This is a genomic window from Tahibacter aquaticus (genome assembly GCF_004363655.1).
GTDB classification, from domain to species: Bacteria; Pseudomonadota; Gammaproteobacteria; order Xanthomonadales; family Rhodanobacteraceae; genus Tahibacter; species Tahibacter aquaticus.
In genome coordinates, this window is sequence record NZ_SNZH01000005.1 from 302,774 (window position 1) to 316,208 (window position 13,435).

Annotated in this window: 14 protein-coding genes; 7 read left to right on the forward strand and 7 right to left on the reverse strand. The window is 67.1% G+C overall.

Annotated elements, in window-relative coordinates:
• Positions 1–126 precede the first annotated feature (126 nt).
• Genes DFR29_RS10420 through DFR29_RS10430 form a run of 3 tightly spaced genes read right to left on the reverse strand, consistent with a single transcriptional unit; the run spans position 127 to position 2,330 of the window.
• Positions 127–426, reverse strand: coding sequence for a 2Fe-2S iron-sulfur cluster-binding protein (locus DFR29_RS10420; protein WP_133818524.1), 300 nt, complete (start codon positions 424–426; stop codon positions 127–129).
• Positions 423–1,607 carry a P-aminobenzoate N-oxygenase AurF gene (locus DFR29_RS10425; protein ID WP_133818525.1) on the reverse strand — a complete coding sequence of 395 codons (1,185 nt, stop codon included), beginning with the start codon at positions 1,605–1,607 and terminating at the stop codon, positions 423–425. Before DFR29_RS10425 ends, DFR29_RS10420 begins: the two co-directional genes overlap by 4 nt.
• 3 nt (positions 1,608–1,610) lie before the next feature.
• Entirely contained in the window at positions 1,611–2,330 is a 720-nt protein-coding gene (locus DFR29_RS10430; protein WP_166654009.1) for a sterol desaturase family protein, read from the reverse strand.
• A gap of 154 nt (positions 2,331–2,484) precedes the next feature.
• Here DFR29_RS10430 and DFR29_RS10435 point away from each other — a divergent pair, with 154 nt between their 5' ends.
• Genes DFR29_RS10435 through DFR29_RS10465 form a run of 7 tightly spaced genes read left to right on the forward strand, consistent with a single transcriptional unit; the run spans position 2,485 to position 9,365 of the window.
• Complete coding sequence (locus DFR29_RS10435; RefSeq protein WP_133818527.1) at positions 2,485–3,105, forward strand: nuclear transport factor 2 family protein; 621 nt, start codon at positions 2,485–2,487, stop codon at positions 3,103–3,105.
• A gap of 23 nt (positions 3,106–3,128) precedes the next feature.
• The gene (locus tag DFR29_RS10440) at positions 3,129–5,243 is read left to right on the forward strand and encodes an Mpo1-like protein (RefSeq protein WP_208113561.1); all 2,115 of its coding nucleotides are present in this window, start codon (positions 3,129–3,131) and stop codon (positions 5,241–5,243) included.
• Positions 5,243–5,842, forward strand: a complete 600-nt coding sequence (locus tag DFR29_RS10445) for a phosphatase PAP2 family protein (RefSeq protein ID WP_133818528.1) — start codon at positions 5,243–5,245, stop codon at positions 5,840–5,842. Before DFR29_RS10440 ends, DFR29_RS10445 begins: the two co-directional genes overlap by 1 nt.
• The gene (locus tag DFR29_RS10450) at positions 5,835–6,605 is read left to right on the forward strand and encodes a hypothetical protein (RefSeq protein ID WP_208113562.1); all 771 of its coding nucleotides are present in this window, start codon (positions 5,835–5,837) and stop codon (positions 6,603–6,605) included. The genes DFR29_RS10445 and DFR29_RS10450 overlap by 8 nt, the downstream gene beginning before the upstream one ends.
• Positions 6,602–7,648 carry an aromatic ring-hydroxylating oxygenase subunit alpha gene (locus tag DFR29_RS10455; protein WP_133818529.1) on the forward strand — a complete coding sequence of 349 codons (1,047 nt, stop codon included), beginning with the start codon at positions 6,602–6,604 and terminating at the stop codon, positions 7,646–7,648. The genes DFR29_RS10450 and DFR29_RS10455 overlap by 4 nt, the downstream gene beginning before the upstream one ends.
• Positions 7,645–8,484: an SDR family NAD(P)-dependent oxidoreductase gene (locus tag DFR29_RS10460; protein WP_133818530.1), complete on the forward strand. Its 840-nt coding sequence runs from the start codon at positions 7,645–7,647 to the stop codon at positions 8,482–8,484. Before DFR29_RS10455 ends, DFR29_RS10460 begins: the two co-directional genes overlap by 4 nt.
• A complete protein-coding gene (locus tag DFR29_RS10465; RefSeq protein WP_133818531.1) occupies positions 8,481–9,365 on the forward strand; it encodes a ferritin-like domain-containing protein in 885 nt (294 codons plus the stop codon). The genes DFR29_RS10460 and DFR29_RS10465 overlap by 4 nt, the downstream gene beginning before the upstream one ends.
• Here DFR29_RS10465 and DFR29_RS10470 read toward each other — a convergent pair.
• The 4 genes from DFR29_RS10470 to DFR29_RS10485 form a co-directional block, all read right to left on the reverse strand.
• Complete coding sequence (locus DFR29_RS10470) at positions 9,347–10,870, reverse strand: GH3 family acyl-acid amido synthetase (protein WP_133818532.1); 1,524 nt, start codon at positions 10,868–10,870, stop codon at positions 9,347–9,349. The genes DFR29_RS10465 and DFR29_RS10470 overlap by 19 nt on opposite strands.
• Before the next feature lie 2 nt (positions 10,871–10,872).
• On the reverse strand, positions 10,873–11,487 hold the full coding sequence (locus DFR29_RS10475; protein WP_133818533.1) for an acyltransferase: 615 nt from the start codon (positions 11,485–11,487) through the stop codon (positions 10,873–10,875).
• Entirely contained in the window at positions 11,484–12,497 is a 1,014-nt protein-coding gene (locus DFR29_RS10480; protein ID WP_133818534.1) for an aromatic ring-hydroxylating dioxygenase subunit alpha, read from the reverse strand. The genes DFR29_RS10475 and DFR29_RS10480 overlap by 4 nt, the downstream gene beginning before the upstream one ends.
• Before the next feature lie 296 nt (positions 12,498–12,793).
• Complete coding sequence (locus DFR29_RS10485; RefSeq protein ID WP_166654010.1) at positions 12,794–13,300, reverse strand: pyridoxamine 5'-phosphate oxidase family protein; 507 nt, start codon at positions 13,298–13,300, stop codon at positions 12,794–12,796.
• Positions 13,301–13,435 lie beyond the last annotated feature (135 nt).

The window sequence follows — 13,435 nt, forward strand, 5'->3', positions numbered from 1 at the left end:
GCGGCTTCGCGTGCCGGCATGACAGCTTGGCCACGGACGGATCGCGCTGCGGTGTTGCGCAGGCGTCGGTGTCTTGCCCTTTGCGGGCACGGCCTGTCGCCAGACGCCGTACAGGACGCGCACCGCTCAGGCGCTGTCGATCTTCCTGAGCCGCATCGCCCCCAGCGGCACCAGCTGGCAGGCCAGTCGTGCCTTGGCATTGCCCGGCGCATAGATGTCCAGCGCTTCGATCTCCTCGGCCGACGGTGGCTCGGCCACGTCCCCCTCGCCTTCCACTTCGATCAGGCACGTGCCGCACAAGCCGCTGCGGCAGCCGAACAGCAACGGCGAATTCTGCACTGTGAGGTGCAGCGGCAGGCAAGCGCGCGCCGGCAGTTCCTGCGCCGCGAAGCGCGTGCCGGGAAACTCGATGCGGACCGTGCTCATGCCGGCTGGAAGCGTTTCAGCGCGGCGCGATTGCGCTGCAGATAGCGTTCGGCGCCATGCCGGCGCATATGCCGCATATCGCGGTTGGCCGCGTCCAGCCAGGCTACCGGCTCGACGAAGGCAGCATACGAATCGGCGGCTGTGCCGTGCGTCTGCAAGGCCGCATGCAGGCCAGCGGATTCCTGGCCGAAGCAGGCATGCAGCATGGCCACGGCTTCGCCCTGCTGCATGCCGAACACCTTGGACCTGAACAATTTGTACAAGGTTGCATAGGTCGACGGGTCGTACCAGAAAATGCCGTTGACCACGACCGAGGCGTTGGCATGGTCGTCCTGGCAACCGGTCACGGCACGGTTGACCACCCAGCGTTCGAACGCGCCGGGCGCGGCGATGGAGCGCGGCACTTCCAGGCCGACCACGCGCGAGGTATTGAAATGGAAGGATTCGTCCATGAAATGGTAATAGCTGATGCGCGAGGGGATCGGCGCATTGTCCTTGTCCGCATGATCGAGGTAGTGACGCGACAGCTGGTGCTGGATCAGCTTGCCGTTGAGCGTGCGCAGGCCACGGATCAGCAGGTACTGGCTGGCCAGGAAGGCGTTGCTGGACGACATCAGCATGAATCCGCGTATCTGCAGCCGGCGCCAGAAATTGCGCGCTGCCGTGGTATCGGCGTAGATCATGGTGTGGTCGAACAGGCTGCGCATGGGATAGGTGAACAGGCGCTCGCCGAACAGCTCGAACTCGACCGTTTCGCTGATTTTCTTGAATGCGTGGATATGCGCGCGCTCCTGGCGCGATTCCAGGTCGAGGTTGTCGCAGACCAGGCGGAAATCCTCCAGCGCGTAGAGGCCGGCGGCGGAAACCTGGTTGAGGAAAATCGTTGCGATCTCGGCCGAAACGATCTGCGCGTAGTAGGCCACCCAGTACAGCTGGTTCAGCACGACGCGCTGGGCCGCGCTGGCCTGGTCCCATAGCGGCGTGCCCCAGAGCAGGGAATGATTTTCCGGATTCCAGTACTCGTTGCGGCAGTCCGCGTAGACGAACTGCGCGGCCGCAGAATCGATCGCGTCGGTGTGGTCCTGCTCGCTGTTGCGCTTGAGGTTGAACTCCAGCTTGCGCACGGTGGACGCATCGTCGAGCAGGGACAGGGTTTGGTGCTGGGCTAGGCCGCTATGCATGGTTCACCAGGGAAACAGGAATTGGCGCCAGGCGCCGGGCGCCGCGTTCAGGCCGTAGCGGCGCGGATAGGCACTCGCCTCGCGCGCGGTACCGAAACAGCGGTCCCACAGCATAAGGTTGGCGCCGTAGTTGCTGCCTGCGCCTTCCGGGCTGTGATGCAGATGATGGTGCCAGGGCGTGACCAGCAGCCGGCCCAGGCCGGCAGACACCGGCAGGCGCGAATGCCGCCACAGGTCGAGCGCGGCGGTCAGCCCGGCAGCGACGAAGAAACCATCGGGCGCATCGCAGAGAAAGCCGAGCAGTGGATTGAGCAACAGGTAGACAAACAGGAAATTGATCGCCAGCGCATTGCGCGAGGTGGCCCAGACATCGACCGTCGGCGAGGCATGATGGCAGCGGTGCATGGCCCAGAGAAACGGCACGCGATGGAACAGGCGGTGCTGCCAGTAGTAGAGAAAATCCACCACCACGAAATTCAGCAGGAAGGCGCCGAACCAGCCCAGCGGCAGCACGCCCGCCAGGCCGGGCAGATGCTCGGCGAGCACGCGCGTGGCGATGAAGAAACCGGCCAGCGGCACCAGCACGCCCTGCACGGCCAGGCCAGCCAGGTTGAGCAGCCAGTCGGACCGTGCGTAGCGCAGTGCCGCCGGATCGCGCCGCCGCCGTTCCAGCCACGCCAGCAGCACGAAGGCGATCAGCGGCAGATACCAGCCCTGGTGCATGCAATTAACGCCTCGATAACGTACGGCTGACGGCAATTGCCCGTAGTCGCCGCAGCATAGCGGCGCCGCGCGCGCCGGTGCAATCGGCGCCGATTGGGCAAGGCTGGAGCGAACAGGTATCCTCGCGCCATCTGGGACTGGGGAATCGGCACGCATGAAACGGATCGCGGCAACGGTGTGGACAGTAGTGCTGCTGGTGTGCAGCGGCGTGGCTTTTGCGCAGACCGCGCCAGCGGCGCGCGAAGCCGATCACGAGGCCTTGCGCGGCCTGATGCGCACGGCCAGCGAAGCGGTGAATACGCGCAAGTTCGACCTGCTGACGCCGCAACTGCACGCGGGCTTTACCGTGATTGCGGTGGACAATACCAAGCTGGTCGGCATCGAAGCGTTCCGCAGCTATTGGAACAAACTGTTCGACGGTGCCGATGCACCGCTGCTGTCGGTGGAAACCAAGCCGGCGGCGGACGAACTGACATTCTTCCTCGACGACAATGTCGGCGTGGTCTACGGCACCTCGCAGGACACCTACACCTTCCGCAAGAACGCCGTCTTCAAGCAGGGCGAGCAGCGCAGCATGACGACGCGCTGGAGCGCGGCCGTCGTCAAGGAAGGCGACAGCTGGAAACTGGTGAATGTGCATTTTTCCGCCAATCCCTTCGACAATCCGATGCTGCAGGCCGCCGCCGACACGGGCAAGCGCATGGCCGTACTGGCCGGCGTAGGCGGACTGCTGCTCGGTCTGCTGCTGATGGCCCTGCTGCGCCGGCGCCGCTGAAACCCGGCGAACCTGGCTAGCTTATGTACGATCTGCTGCTGCAAGGCGGCACGGTGTTCGATGGCAGCGGCGCTCCCGGGCGCCGCTGCGACATCGCCATTGCCGGCGGCCGCATTGCGGCGATGGCCGGGCAACTGGACGGACCCGCGCGGGAATGCCGCGACGTCTCCGGCCTGTGGCTGCTGCCGGGCCTGGTCGATATCCACACCCACTACGATGTAGAAGTGGAAATTGCGCCTGGCCTGGCCGAATCGGTGCGCCACGGCGTGACCACGGTGGTCATGGGCAATTGCAGTCTTTCGCTGACTGCAGGCCGCGCCGAGGATCTGGCCGATATCTTCCTGCGCGTGGAAAGCCTGCCCGCCGAACTGGTGCGGCGCTGGCTGAGCCAGGCCGTTTCGTGGACAACGCCGGCCGATTACCTCGCCCATCTGGGCCAGCTCAAGCTTGGTCCCAACGTAGCGCCGCTGCTTGGCCACAGCGCCGTGCGGGTCGCCGTGATGGGGCTGGAGCGCGCACTGCGCGATACCGCCAGCGACAGCGAACTGCAGCAGATGCGCACGCTCGCACTGAGCGCGCTGCAAGCCGGCTGCTGCGGCATTTCCATCGACATGGTGCATTGGCACAAGGTCAGCGGTATCTACGCCGGCCGCTCGGTGCCTTCGCACTACGCCGACCTGCGCGAATACCGCATGCTGGCCGCGCTCTGCCGCGAACGCGATGCGGTATTCCAGGTCACGCCCAACCCGCAGAAGCCGAGTTCCTTCCTGCGCATTCTCGCCATGGGCATGGGCCTGTTCCGCCCGCCGCTGCGCCTGACCGTGCTGTCGGCCATGGACATGAGCGACCACCCGGGCCTGTGGCGCGCGTTTCCGCTGGCGGCCTGGCTGGTCAATCGCGTGTTCGGCGGCAATCTGCGTTTCCAGGCACTGGGCGAGGCTTTCGTCATTCGCGGCGACGGTCCGCTGACGCCGTTCTTCGAGGAATTCCCCAGCGGCGTTGAACTCAACAGCGCCGCCGATGCAGCGGCGCGGCGTGCGCTCTGGGCCGATACGGCATTCCGCACGCGCTTCCGCCGCGACTGGCAGCGCCGCGGCCTGCGCACCTTCCATCGCGATCCGGCACGCATGCAGGTGCTGGCCTCGCCCGACCCGGCCCATGTCGGCCTGAGCATCGGCGAGATCGCGCGCCGGCGCGGCCACGATGCCACCGCCACGCTGATGGATCTGCTGGCCGAATACGATACCGCGCTGTGCTGGCAGGCCTGCAGCGCGAACGAGCGGCCCGGCGTGCTGCGCAAGCTGCTGGCACATGCGCATATCCTGCCGGGTTTTTCCGATGCCGGTGCACATTCGCGCAATATCGCTTTTTTCGACAGTGCGCTGAACCTGCTGCGCGAGGCCGCCATCAGCGGCTTCATGCCAATGGAAAAAGCCGTTGCCCGGGTCAGCGGCGAGGCAGCGCAGTGGTTCAATATCGACGCGGGCCGCCTGCGCGCCGGCGCACGGGCCGACCTGCTGCTGTTGCGGCCGCAGGCCCTGGCACAGCCCAGCCGCGTGACGGAAGTGGCCGACGCCTTGCTGCAGGGGGCGCCACGCCTGGTGCGCCGCGACGATGCCGCCGCGGTCGCCGCCGTGTTTATCGGCGGCGAGCAGGTAGTACGCGACGGCGAACCGCTGCCCCTGCTGGCAAGCCGCACGCTCGGCCAGGTGCTGTCGCCGCAACGCGTGCCGGCCGATGCCGCCGCCGCATTGGCACGCCATCGCAATCGCCTGGACGACGCCACGCTGGATCATCCGTTCCGCGACTACTGGGATATCTTCGTCTACAAGCACCAGGCGCGCGGCAATATCGCCCTGCACTGCCTCGGCGTGCTGCTGATGCACGGCAGCGTGGTGGCTGCCCTGCTCAGCGGGAATGCCTGGTGGCTGCTTGGCATCCCGCTGTCGCAAGCCAGCGGCCTGCTCGGCCATCTGCTGTACGAACGCTCGCACGTGGACATGCGCGACCTGGTCTTTTCCTGGCGCGCGTCGCGTTGCCTCAATCGCCTGTTCGTGACGGTACTGCGCGGCCGCTATGCGCTCGAAGTACGCCGCGTGCGCGCGCTGTATGCGCAATTCCTGGCGGCGCAGTCCTGATGCAGCTGCCGGCGATCCGCGCAGGCCGCATCGGCCTGGCCCTGCTGCTCGGCTATCTGCTGTTCTGCCTGCTCTATCTGGGCAGCCACGCCTTGCGGCTGCAGCCGCCGGTAGCCTTGCAGCGCGGCAGCATCGATGCGGCGATTCCCTTGCTGGACTGGTCGATCTGGATCTACCTGTCGCAGTTCCTGCTGCTGCCGCTGGCCATCGTCAAGGCGCGCGACGATGCCGACCGTAGCCGCGTGTTCTACGCCTGCCTGCTCGCCACGCTGATCGCGGCCAGCGTATTCCTGATATGGCCTACCCAGCTGCAGCGCCCGGCTCAGCCGACAACCGGGCTTACCGGCCTGGCCTGGGCACTGCTGTTCGCCCGCGACGTGGACGGCAACTGCTTTCCTTCGCTGCACGTGGCGCTGGCCACGCTATCGGGCCTGGCCCTGTGGCGGCGCGGCTGGCGCCTGCTGGCCTGCAGCTGGCCGGCGCTGATCGCCGTGGCCACGCTGACGACCAAACAACACGTGGTATGGGATACGCTAGCCGGCACGGCACTGGCTGTCCTCGCCTGGATCCTGACTCCCCGGCTTTTCCGCTATGACTGATGCCGCCGCGCCGATCCGCGCCCGCCTGATCGAACATGCCGACATCACCGCGCTGCAGCGCGCAGAAATGTTCGCGCTGTACCGGCGCCATTTCGACGCCACCGATCGGGCACGCTTCAACGCCGACCTGGACGACAAGCAGCTGGTGCTGGAAGTGCGCGACGACAGTGGCACGCTGCGCGGTTTTTCCACCGTTGCCTGCTACCGGCGCGAATTCGACGGTGTGCCGCTGCGCGTGCTGTTCTCCGGCGATACCGTAGTCGACGAAGGCAGCTGGGGCCAGCAGGCACTGGCCTTCGGCTTTATCCGCCTGGCTGCGCAGGTGCGGCAGGAATCGGCCGAACCGCTGTACTGGCTGCTGATTTCCAAGGGCCACCGCACCTTCCGTTATCTGCCCACCTTCAGCCTCGACTACGATCCGTCGCCGCAACATGCGACACCGCCAGGCCGCCAGCGGCTGATGGATTTTCTCGCCCGCGACCGTTTTGGCGACGCCTACGATGCGCAGCGCGGTGTGATCCGTCATGCGGATTCGCACGGCCACCTGCGCGCCGACCTGGCCAGCGTGCCGCCTATCCACGCGCATCTGGCGGAAGTCACGTTCTTCCTCGAACGCAACCCGGGCTATGCCCGTGGCGAGGAACTGGTGTGCCTGTGCCGCATCGAGGCAGACAACCTGCGCCCGCTGGCGAGGCGCCTGTTCCTGTCCGCCCAGCGCGAAGCGCGGGATAGCGAATCGCCGCAACGGGCAGCGCAGGCATGAGCGAGGCGCTGTTCAATCATCGCGAAGCCATAGCCGAAGGCTGGTACTGGCTGTGCGCCTCGCGGCAGATCCGCCGCGGCCAGGTGAAGGCGCTGCGCCTGCTCGGCCGCGACCTGGCCGTCTACCGCGGCGACGATGGCGAGCTGGTTGCGCTGGACGCGTATTGCGCGCATATGGGCGCGCACCTGGCCGAAGGCCGCGTCGAGGGAAATAAACTCCGCTGCTTTTTCCACCATTGGCGCTATACCGCCGATGGCCGCTGCGACGATATTCCCTGCCAGCCTGGCACGCCACCCGCCCGTGCCCAGGTGAAACGCTGGCCGGCCGCCGAGCGCTACGGCCTGGTCTGGATCTGGACCGGCACACATGCCGCCCACGCCGTACCCGAAGTACCCGAGCTGGCCGGCCTGCGCTGCCGCACGCTGCAGGTCAACCGCTTCCGCAAGAACTGCCATCCCAACGTGATGCTGATCAACGCCATCGACGAGCAGCACTTCCGCAGCGTACACGGCCTGCCCGGCTCCATCCTGAGCATGCAGGCGCTGCCGCGCGACCGCGCGCATATCGAATTCCACAACAGCGGGCGCGTGCCGGCGACGCACTGGCTGGGACGCCTGCTCGGCCGCTGCTACCGCGATGCGCTGACCTACAAGCTCAGCTACTGGCACGGCAGCACCGGCTTCGTCACGCTGGGACCGGATTTCCTGCATTTCCACCTGATGTTCGCCCTGCACCGCGGCGACGACGGCGAAACCCAGGGCCAGGCCGTGGCAATCACACGCCGGCGCAGCGGCATCGCCGGCTGGCTGTTCGACCACGCCGTGCTGGCGCTGACGGCAGCCGTCGGCTGGTATTTCGCCCGCGGCGATACGCGCGTATTCCAGAGCATTCGCTTCGACCTGCGCACGCCGATTGCCGCAGACAAGGCGGTACTCGCCTTCATGCGCCATCTCGACCAGCAGCCACGCGCCGACTGGGCCGAGCCGGCAGCGCATTCCACCCACCGGCGGCATCTGCATCGCGTAGGCGGCAAGCACGCATGAAACGCAAGGTTCTGATCACCGGCTGTTCCTCCGGCCTGGGCCTGGCCCTGGCGCGACAGCTGTCGCAGGACGGCTGGCAGGTACTGGCTGCGGTGCGCGACATCGCCCAGCGTCCGGCCGGCCTGCCCGACATCGAATTCCTGCCGCTGGACCTGGCCGACAGCGGCGCCATCGCACGCCTGGCGGCGCAGATCGACGAACTGGACTGCCTGGTCAACAACGCCGGCTACGGCCTGGTCGGGCCGTTCTCCAGTTATACCTTGCATCAGATGCAGCATCAGCTACAGGTGAACTTCCTCGGCCCAGCCCAGTTGACCCAGGCCCTGCTGCCAGCCCTGCGCCGGCGCCAGGGGCGCGTCATCGTGCTGTCGTCGCTGTCGGGCGAAACCGGCCTGCCACTCAATTCGCTGTACTGCGCCAGCAAGTTTGCGCTGGAAGGCTGGGCCGAGTCGCTGGCCCACGAACTGCCGGCACAAGGCCTGCAGATAGCCCTGGTCGAACCCGGCGGCCGGCGCACGCGCTTTGCCGCCAACCTGCGCTGGGGCGAACAGACGCAGCAGCTTGCTGCGACGGAACAAGCGCAGCTGCGCGGCTATCGCGCCCTGCTGGCGCGCCTGCTGGCGCGGCCGGGCAAGGACGAGGGCGCCGTGATCGCGGCCATCGCCAGCCTGCTGCAGCGTGCACAGATGCCGCTGCGTACCCGCGTCGGCAGCGACGCGCAGAGCCTGCACTGGCTCAAGCGCCTGCTGCCGGAACGGCTGGCCCAGCGCCTGCTGGCAAGGCAATTCCGCACATTGCTGGCGGCCCCGGCCGACCGCAGCGAACCGCCCGCATGAGCAGCTACGGCGACGGTCTGAACAAGGCCAGCGCGCGCCTGCTGCGCCGCCGCGCCGCCGCAGCCACGCCGCAGGGCGATGGCGCACTGTGGCCAGCGCAGCGCTTCGGCCTGGAACACGTCGACGCCTACGTCGCCGCACCGGAAGCTCTGCAGCGCCGCGTGCTCGACCACTGCAGCCTCGGCCTGCTGCGCGAATCCTGGCTGGTCGAACGCGGCGGCATGGAATTCTGCGCGCGCATGGTGCTGCTCAGCGACGATGCGCAGCAGCGCACGCTGTACAGCCTGATCGGCGCCGACGAGGCCAGCCACTACGCCTGGCTGCAGCCCTGGCTGCAGCAGACCGGCGATACGCTGGACCCGTTCAACGCTTTTATCGCCGACTGCCTGCGCGAAGCCACGCCGCAGCCACTGGCCTATCTGATGCAGGTGGTGCTGGAAGGATTCGGCATTGTCCACTATGCCGGCCTGGCCGCCGACTGCAGCGATGCTGCCCTGGCGGCGACGCTGCAGCGCATGGCCGAGGACGAGGCCTTGCACCACGCCGCCGGCCTGGCCGTGTTCGACCGCCGGCGCCTGAACGAACGCGAGCGCGGTTTCCTGCTTGATGCATCGTATACATTCCTCCAGATGATACGCAGCGGGCCGCAGGCTGTCGTCGCGGCGCTGGACGCGGCACTGGACGGCATCGACGCGACAGCCATCGCCGGCGTGTTCGAAGCACTGGATGCCGCGGCGCAGACTGCGTCCAAGCTGGCACGCCTGCGCCAGCTGATGGCGCAGCCGGGCATGCACTGGCTGGTCGATGCACTCGACGCACGCAATGCCTTCACGCCTGCCGCAACCGCCGAGGCGGCGCAGATCTACCGCTCGCTGCGCTGATCGCGCTGCAAGGCCGCGTGCAGGCGTTGCGCCTGCGACAGATCGGTCAGCAGGCTGCGGTCCTTGATGTCGCCCCAGGACATGCCCAGGCCCAGCCAGTGCGCCTGCACGCGTTCGCGCAGGTTGCGCGCCGCAAATACCTGCACCGGCGCCAGCTGTCCCAGTGCGCGTGCTTCCGCATAGCGCAGGGATTGCCGCAAGGCCTGGTCGAGGCGATCGGCCAGCATGCCGCTGTCGGCCACATCGGTCAGGCAGAGATAGAACGGCCGTCCCTGTTCCGGCTGCAGCGGCAGCAAGCTCGCAAAACCGGCCGCGGCGCAGACCTCGGCGAGTACTGTCGCGACAAATGCCTCGTCCAGCTTTTCGCCCACCAGGTCGGCTACGGCGTCGGCGCGCCCGATGAATTCCAGCAGTGGCACGTCGAGATAACGCCCGCCGACACGCACGCGGTCGCCCAGGCGGTAGCGCAGCAGGCCACCGGCCTGGGTCAGCAGCAGGGCGTACTCGCCGCCGTCATCGAGTTCGTGCAGCAGGCGGCAGTCGCCATCGGCTGTTTCGAATTCCAGGAACACTTCGTCGAGCAAGGGCACGCAGCCGCCGGCCGCGCACAAGGGCAATGTCACCGGCGCCTCGGTGGCGAGCAGCCCCTTGCCTTGCAGGCGCGCCTGCGGCAGGCGCTGCGCCAGCTGCCGTGCGGGCAAGGCGGCGGCGGCACCGGTCCAGCAGGACACCAGCTGCAGTTGCGGCCACAGCTGCGGCCAGGGGTTTGCATCATTTTGCAGAATGCGGCGCTGTAGCGCCGGCAGCTGCTGCAGCAAGTCAGGCTCGCGCCGTTCGACCTCGTCGAGCACGACCAGCAGATAGCCGGGATTCCAGATCGAGACGACTTCCAGATCGCGCGCGCGCAGCAAGGCCAGGGCAAGGCCGCGGCGAAAGCCGGTCATGTCGCTGCAGCCTTGCGGCGGCGTGAGCAGGAAGCCTGCGGCGAGCAGACGCTGCGCCCTGCCGAGATAGTCGCGATCGTCGGCCAGGCCGCGCGCCGCGCCGAAGCTCGGCGACACACTGATAAAGCAGCGGCCAGAACGCAGCCGCAATTGATGGCTCAGCAGATCGTGCGCCCAGATCGCGAACAGGCTGCGGAAACTCGCCAGCAGCGCGGCGTTGTAGGCGATCGGCTTGACCGTGCCGCCGCTGCCCGAGGTCGGTTCGTAACAGCGCACCCGTCCCGGCGCTATCGCCGCCCTGCCCGGCTGCTGTTGCTGCCGCGCTATCCACCCCGCAATATCGGCATAAGTACAGATAGGTACTTTGCGGCGGAATTCGGCGACACCGTCGGCCGCGGCCAGTCCGCACTGGCGCGCATAGTCCGTCGCCGCCGCCGCGCGCACGATGCGCGCCAGCGTGGCCGCCTGGGCGGCGCGGCAATCCTGCAGCGCGCGCGCAAAGCGCCGTGCGCGCGGTGCCGAGGCCAAGCGCAGCAGCGCTGCCGCAAGCGCGCCGCGCATGCTCAGTCCGCGCCCAGGCGCCGGCCCACGCCGACATCGGTAAGGATAGGCAGTACCGTGCCTGCGGCAATGCGTGCGCCGGGCCCCAGGCGCGAGCCCGCGCCGATAAACGCGCCGTCGCCAATCTCGATGCGCCGCACATACAGCACCAGTCCGCCGCGATGCGGCTTGATCAGGTGGGCATAGCAGGCAACGAGATGGCCGAATACCACGCCGTCACCGACCGCGAGCAGGCTGCGGTCGGCAATCTCCACGCGCGGCGTCCAGTGCACGCCGCGGCCGATGCGGCTGCCCCACAGGCGCAACCAGGCGCTATAACCGCCGGGCAACAGGCGCAGTGCACTCTCCAGCGCGGGAAACGCGTTGTACATCACCTGGAACTGATGACTGCCCCACCAGGGCGAATAGCCCGGCGCGTCGATGCGCGAACGGCCTTCGCGCAGCGGCCAGGCCGCATCGTGCAGGCGAAAGCACAAGGGCGGCAGCAAATAGGCAATCGCCAGCGCCGCCGCCAGCGGCCAGGCCGTGCGCGCCTGGACCAGCCACAGCAGGCAGGCCAGCAGGGCCAGCAGCCATAGCGTCGGAAACAGGGCGAACAGGCGCGCGCGAAACGTCATACGTAGAACTCGATGTCCAGGCAGGCCTCGGGCAGATCGTGCGGATTTTCGCCGCGGCCGATCGCCTCGCGCAGCGAGTCGACCAGCCGGTGGATATGATCGGCCGGCGTATCGCGGAACTCGCGGCCGTAGCGCTGGATGCTGTCCATCTGCAGCGCAAGAATCTGCAGATCCTGGTCGATGATGCGCTGGCCGTAGCGCCGCACGAACGGCGCGGCAAGACGGTTGAACAGGCCGAAGCGGTAGGTCAGGTCGGTATACACCAGGGTTTCCTGCTCGCTGACCGGCACTGCCTGCGAAGTGATCAGGAATACCTTGCGGCCGATGCGGTATTCCACCGAGGTCACGTTCGGCGCGTGGAAACTGTCGGTATGGCTGACCGCCAGGCCACGGGGATTGAGGAACCAGCGATAGCTGCCCAGGTTGCGCCGCTCGTTGGCGTATTCGATATGTACTTGTGCATTACGCAGCACCACGCGTGCGCTCAGCTTCTCGCCGGTGGACGAACGGAAGATGCGCCGGTGCACGAAGGCCGTATGCGGAATATCGATGAAATTTTCCACGCAATTGGCCACGTTGTTGCGGAAGCGGTTCTGCAGGCGCAGGGTGAACCAGCCCGGCTCGCCGTAGTGCGGCATCGCAAACGGCCGGATCTGCGCCGCTGCGGTGCGATCCAGCTGCACATAGACGAAGCCGTCCTGTTCGATCACTGCATACGGCGGCAGACAATGTCGCTGCCGCAATTCCGGCCCCAGCGCCGGAATCGCCACGACGCGGCCTTCGCCGTCGTAAGTCCAGCCGTGATAGGGGCAGACCAGCAAACCTTGCCGCACCTGGCCGGCACTCAGCGGCGCATTGCGATGCAGGCAGCGATCCCGCAGCACCGTAGCACGGCCGTCCGCGGCGCGAAAACACACCAGCCGCTCATCCAGTACCTGCCGCGCCAGTACCTGGTCGCGGCCCAGTTCGCGGGATTCGGCCACGATGTACCAGTAGTGCTGGAAACTCATGGGCCGAGTGTAGCTTGCACAGGATGGGGCTGGAATCGGGCGAACGCCGCAACGGGTCTCGCACAGCGGCGAGGCATGGATGCATCAGTGGCCGGCGCGATGACGAGTGGTTCTTGCGGGCCAGAACGAACCGATGCCGGGTTATTGGCGAGGTCGACCCGGCTTGCTGCCGGGTCGAACGCACCAGCCTTATCCCGATAGCGGAAGGCGCAGCCGAGCCGCGGAAACCGATACCACGGCGAGGGCAAGGCCGCCGGCCACGCGGGTGTCAGCCTTCGCCACCGCTGCGCAGACGCTTACGGCGAATACAGCTTTGCATGCTCGCCCACCTTCGGCTTCGCCCCCGTCACCACGGCAGACAGCATGATCACCGTCGCCAGCAGCTTGCCCGGGCTGTCCCACAATTCGGCCTCGGTCGGATGCAAGGTAATCAGGCGGATGATCGGGTCATCCGGCGAATCCCACCAGGCCTTCGCGAACGGCGTCCAGATTTCGCGGATCTTTTCCCGGTCGTTGCTCACCACCGCAGTGCCGGTGAAGGTGACGAACTTGTTGCCGCTATCGTCGGCGAAGGCTGCCGTGGCAATCGGATGACGTTCCAGCTGGGTGATCTTCGGCGAAGTGCTCTCGGTCATGAAATAGATCGCATGTTCTTCGCGCCGCACCGCGCCGGCCATGGGACGTATGCGCGGCTGGGTGCCGTCGTATGTCGTCAGCAGGCTGGTGCGCAGCGATCCGGCGATTTCCCAGGCCCGCTCGGTCAGTTCGGCGGCGATCTTGCCGGTGTTTTCTTCGTTCGCCATGTCTTGCTCCTTCGGCATTGTGGATCTTGCGTTGCGAACTCACTGCAACCCCCATGCCGTCATTGCGTCTACGCGCGGCCTCGTCGCCGCGCGGCATGCCTTGCCGCCCGCGAGTGCTTGCGCGCCGTGCAGGCC

What these genes read in the sequence shown, in the direction of transcription:
- DFR29_RS10420 (WP_133818524.1), bottom strand. Translation starts at nt 426, where the DNA reads ATGAGCACGGTCCGCATCGAGTTTCCCGGCACGCGCTTCGCGGCGCAG.
- DFR29_RS10425 (WP_133818525.1), bottom strand. Translation starts at nt 1,607, where the DNA reads ATGCATAGCGGCCTAGCCCAGCACCAAACCCTGTCCCTGCTCGACGAT.
- DFR29_RS10430 (WP_166654009.1), bottom strand. Translation starts at nt 2,330, where the DNA reads ATGCACCAGGGCTGGTATCTGCCGCTGATCGCCTTCGTGCTGCTGGCG.
- DFR29_RS10435 (WP_133818527.1), top strand. Translation starts at nt 2,485, where the DNA reads ATGAAACGGATCGCGGCAACGGTGTGGACAGTAGTGCTGCTGGTGTGC.
- DFR29_RS10440 (WP_208113561.1), top strand. Translation starts at nt 3,129, where the DNA reads ATGTACGATCTGCTGCTGCAAGGCGGCACGGTGTTCGATGGCAGCGGC.
- DFR29_RS10445 (WP_133818528.1), top strand. Translation starts at nt 5,243, where the DNA reads ATGCAGCTGCCGGCGATCCGCGCAGGCCGCATCGGCCTGGCCCTGCTG.
- DFR29_RS10450 (WP_208113562.1), top strand. Translation starts at nt 5,835, where the DNA reads ATGACTGATGCCGCCGCGCCGATCCGCGCCCGCCTGATCGAACATGCC.
- DFR29_RS10455 (WP_133818529.1), top strand. Translation starts at nt 6,602, where the DNA reads ATGAGCGAGGCGCTGTTCAATCATCGCGAAGCCATAGCCGAAGGCTGG.
- DFR29_RS10460 (WP_133818530.1), top strand. Translation starts at nt 7,645, where the DNA reads ATGAAACGCAAGGTTCTGATCACCGGCTGTTCCTCCGGCCTGGGCCTG.
- DFR29_RS10465 (WP_133818531.1), top strand. Translation starts at nt 8,481, where the DNA reads ATGAGCAGCTACGGCGACGGTCTGAACAAGGCCAGCGCGCGCCTGCTG.
- DFR29_RS10470 (WP_133818532.1), bottom strand. Translation starts at nt 10,870, where the DNA reads ATGCGCGGCGCGCTTGCGGCAGCGCTGCTGCGCTTGGCCTCGGCACCG.
- DFR29_RS10475 (WP_133818533.1), bottom strand. Translation starts at nt 11,487, where the DNA reads ATGACGTTTCGCGCGCGCCTGTTCGCCCTGTTTCCGACGCTATGGCTG.
- DFR29_RS10480 (WP_133818534.1), bottom strand. Translation starts at nt 12,497, where the DNA reads ATGAGTTTCCAGCACTACTGGTACATCGTGGCCGAATCCCGCGAACTG.
- DFR29_RS10485 (WP_166654010.1), bottom strand. Translation starts at nt 13,300, where the DNA reads ATGGCGAACGAAGAAAACACCGGCAAGATCGCCGCCGAACTGACCGAG.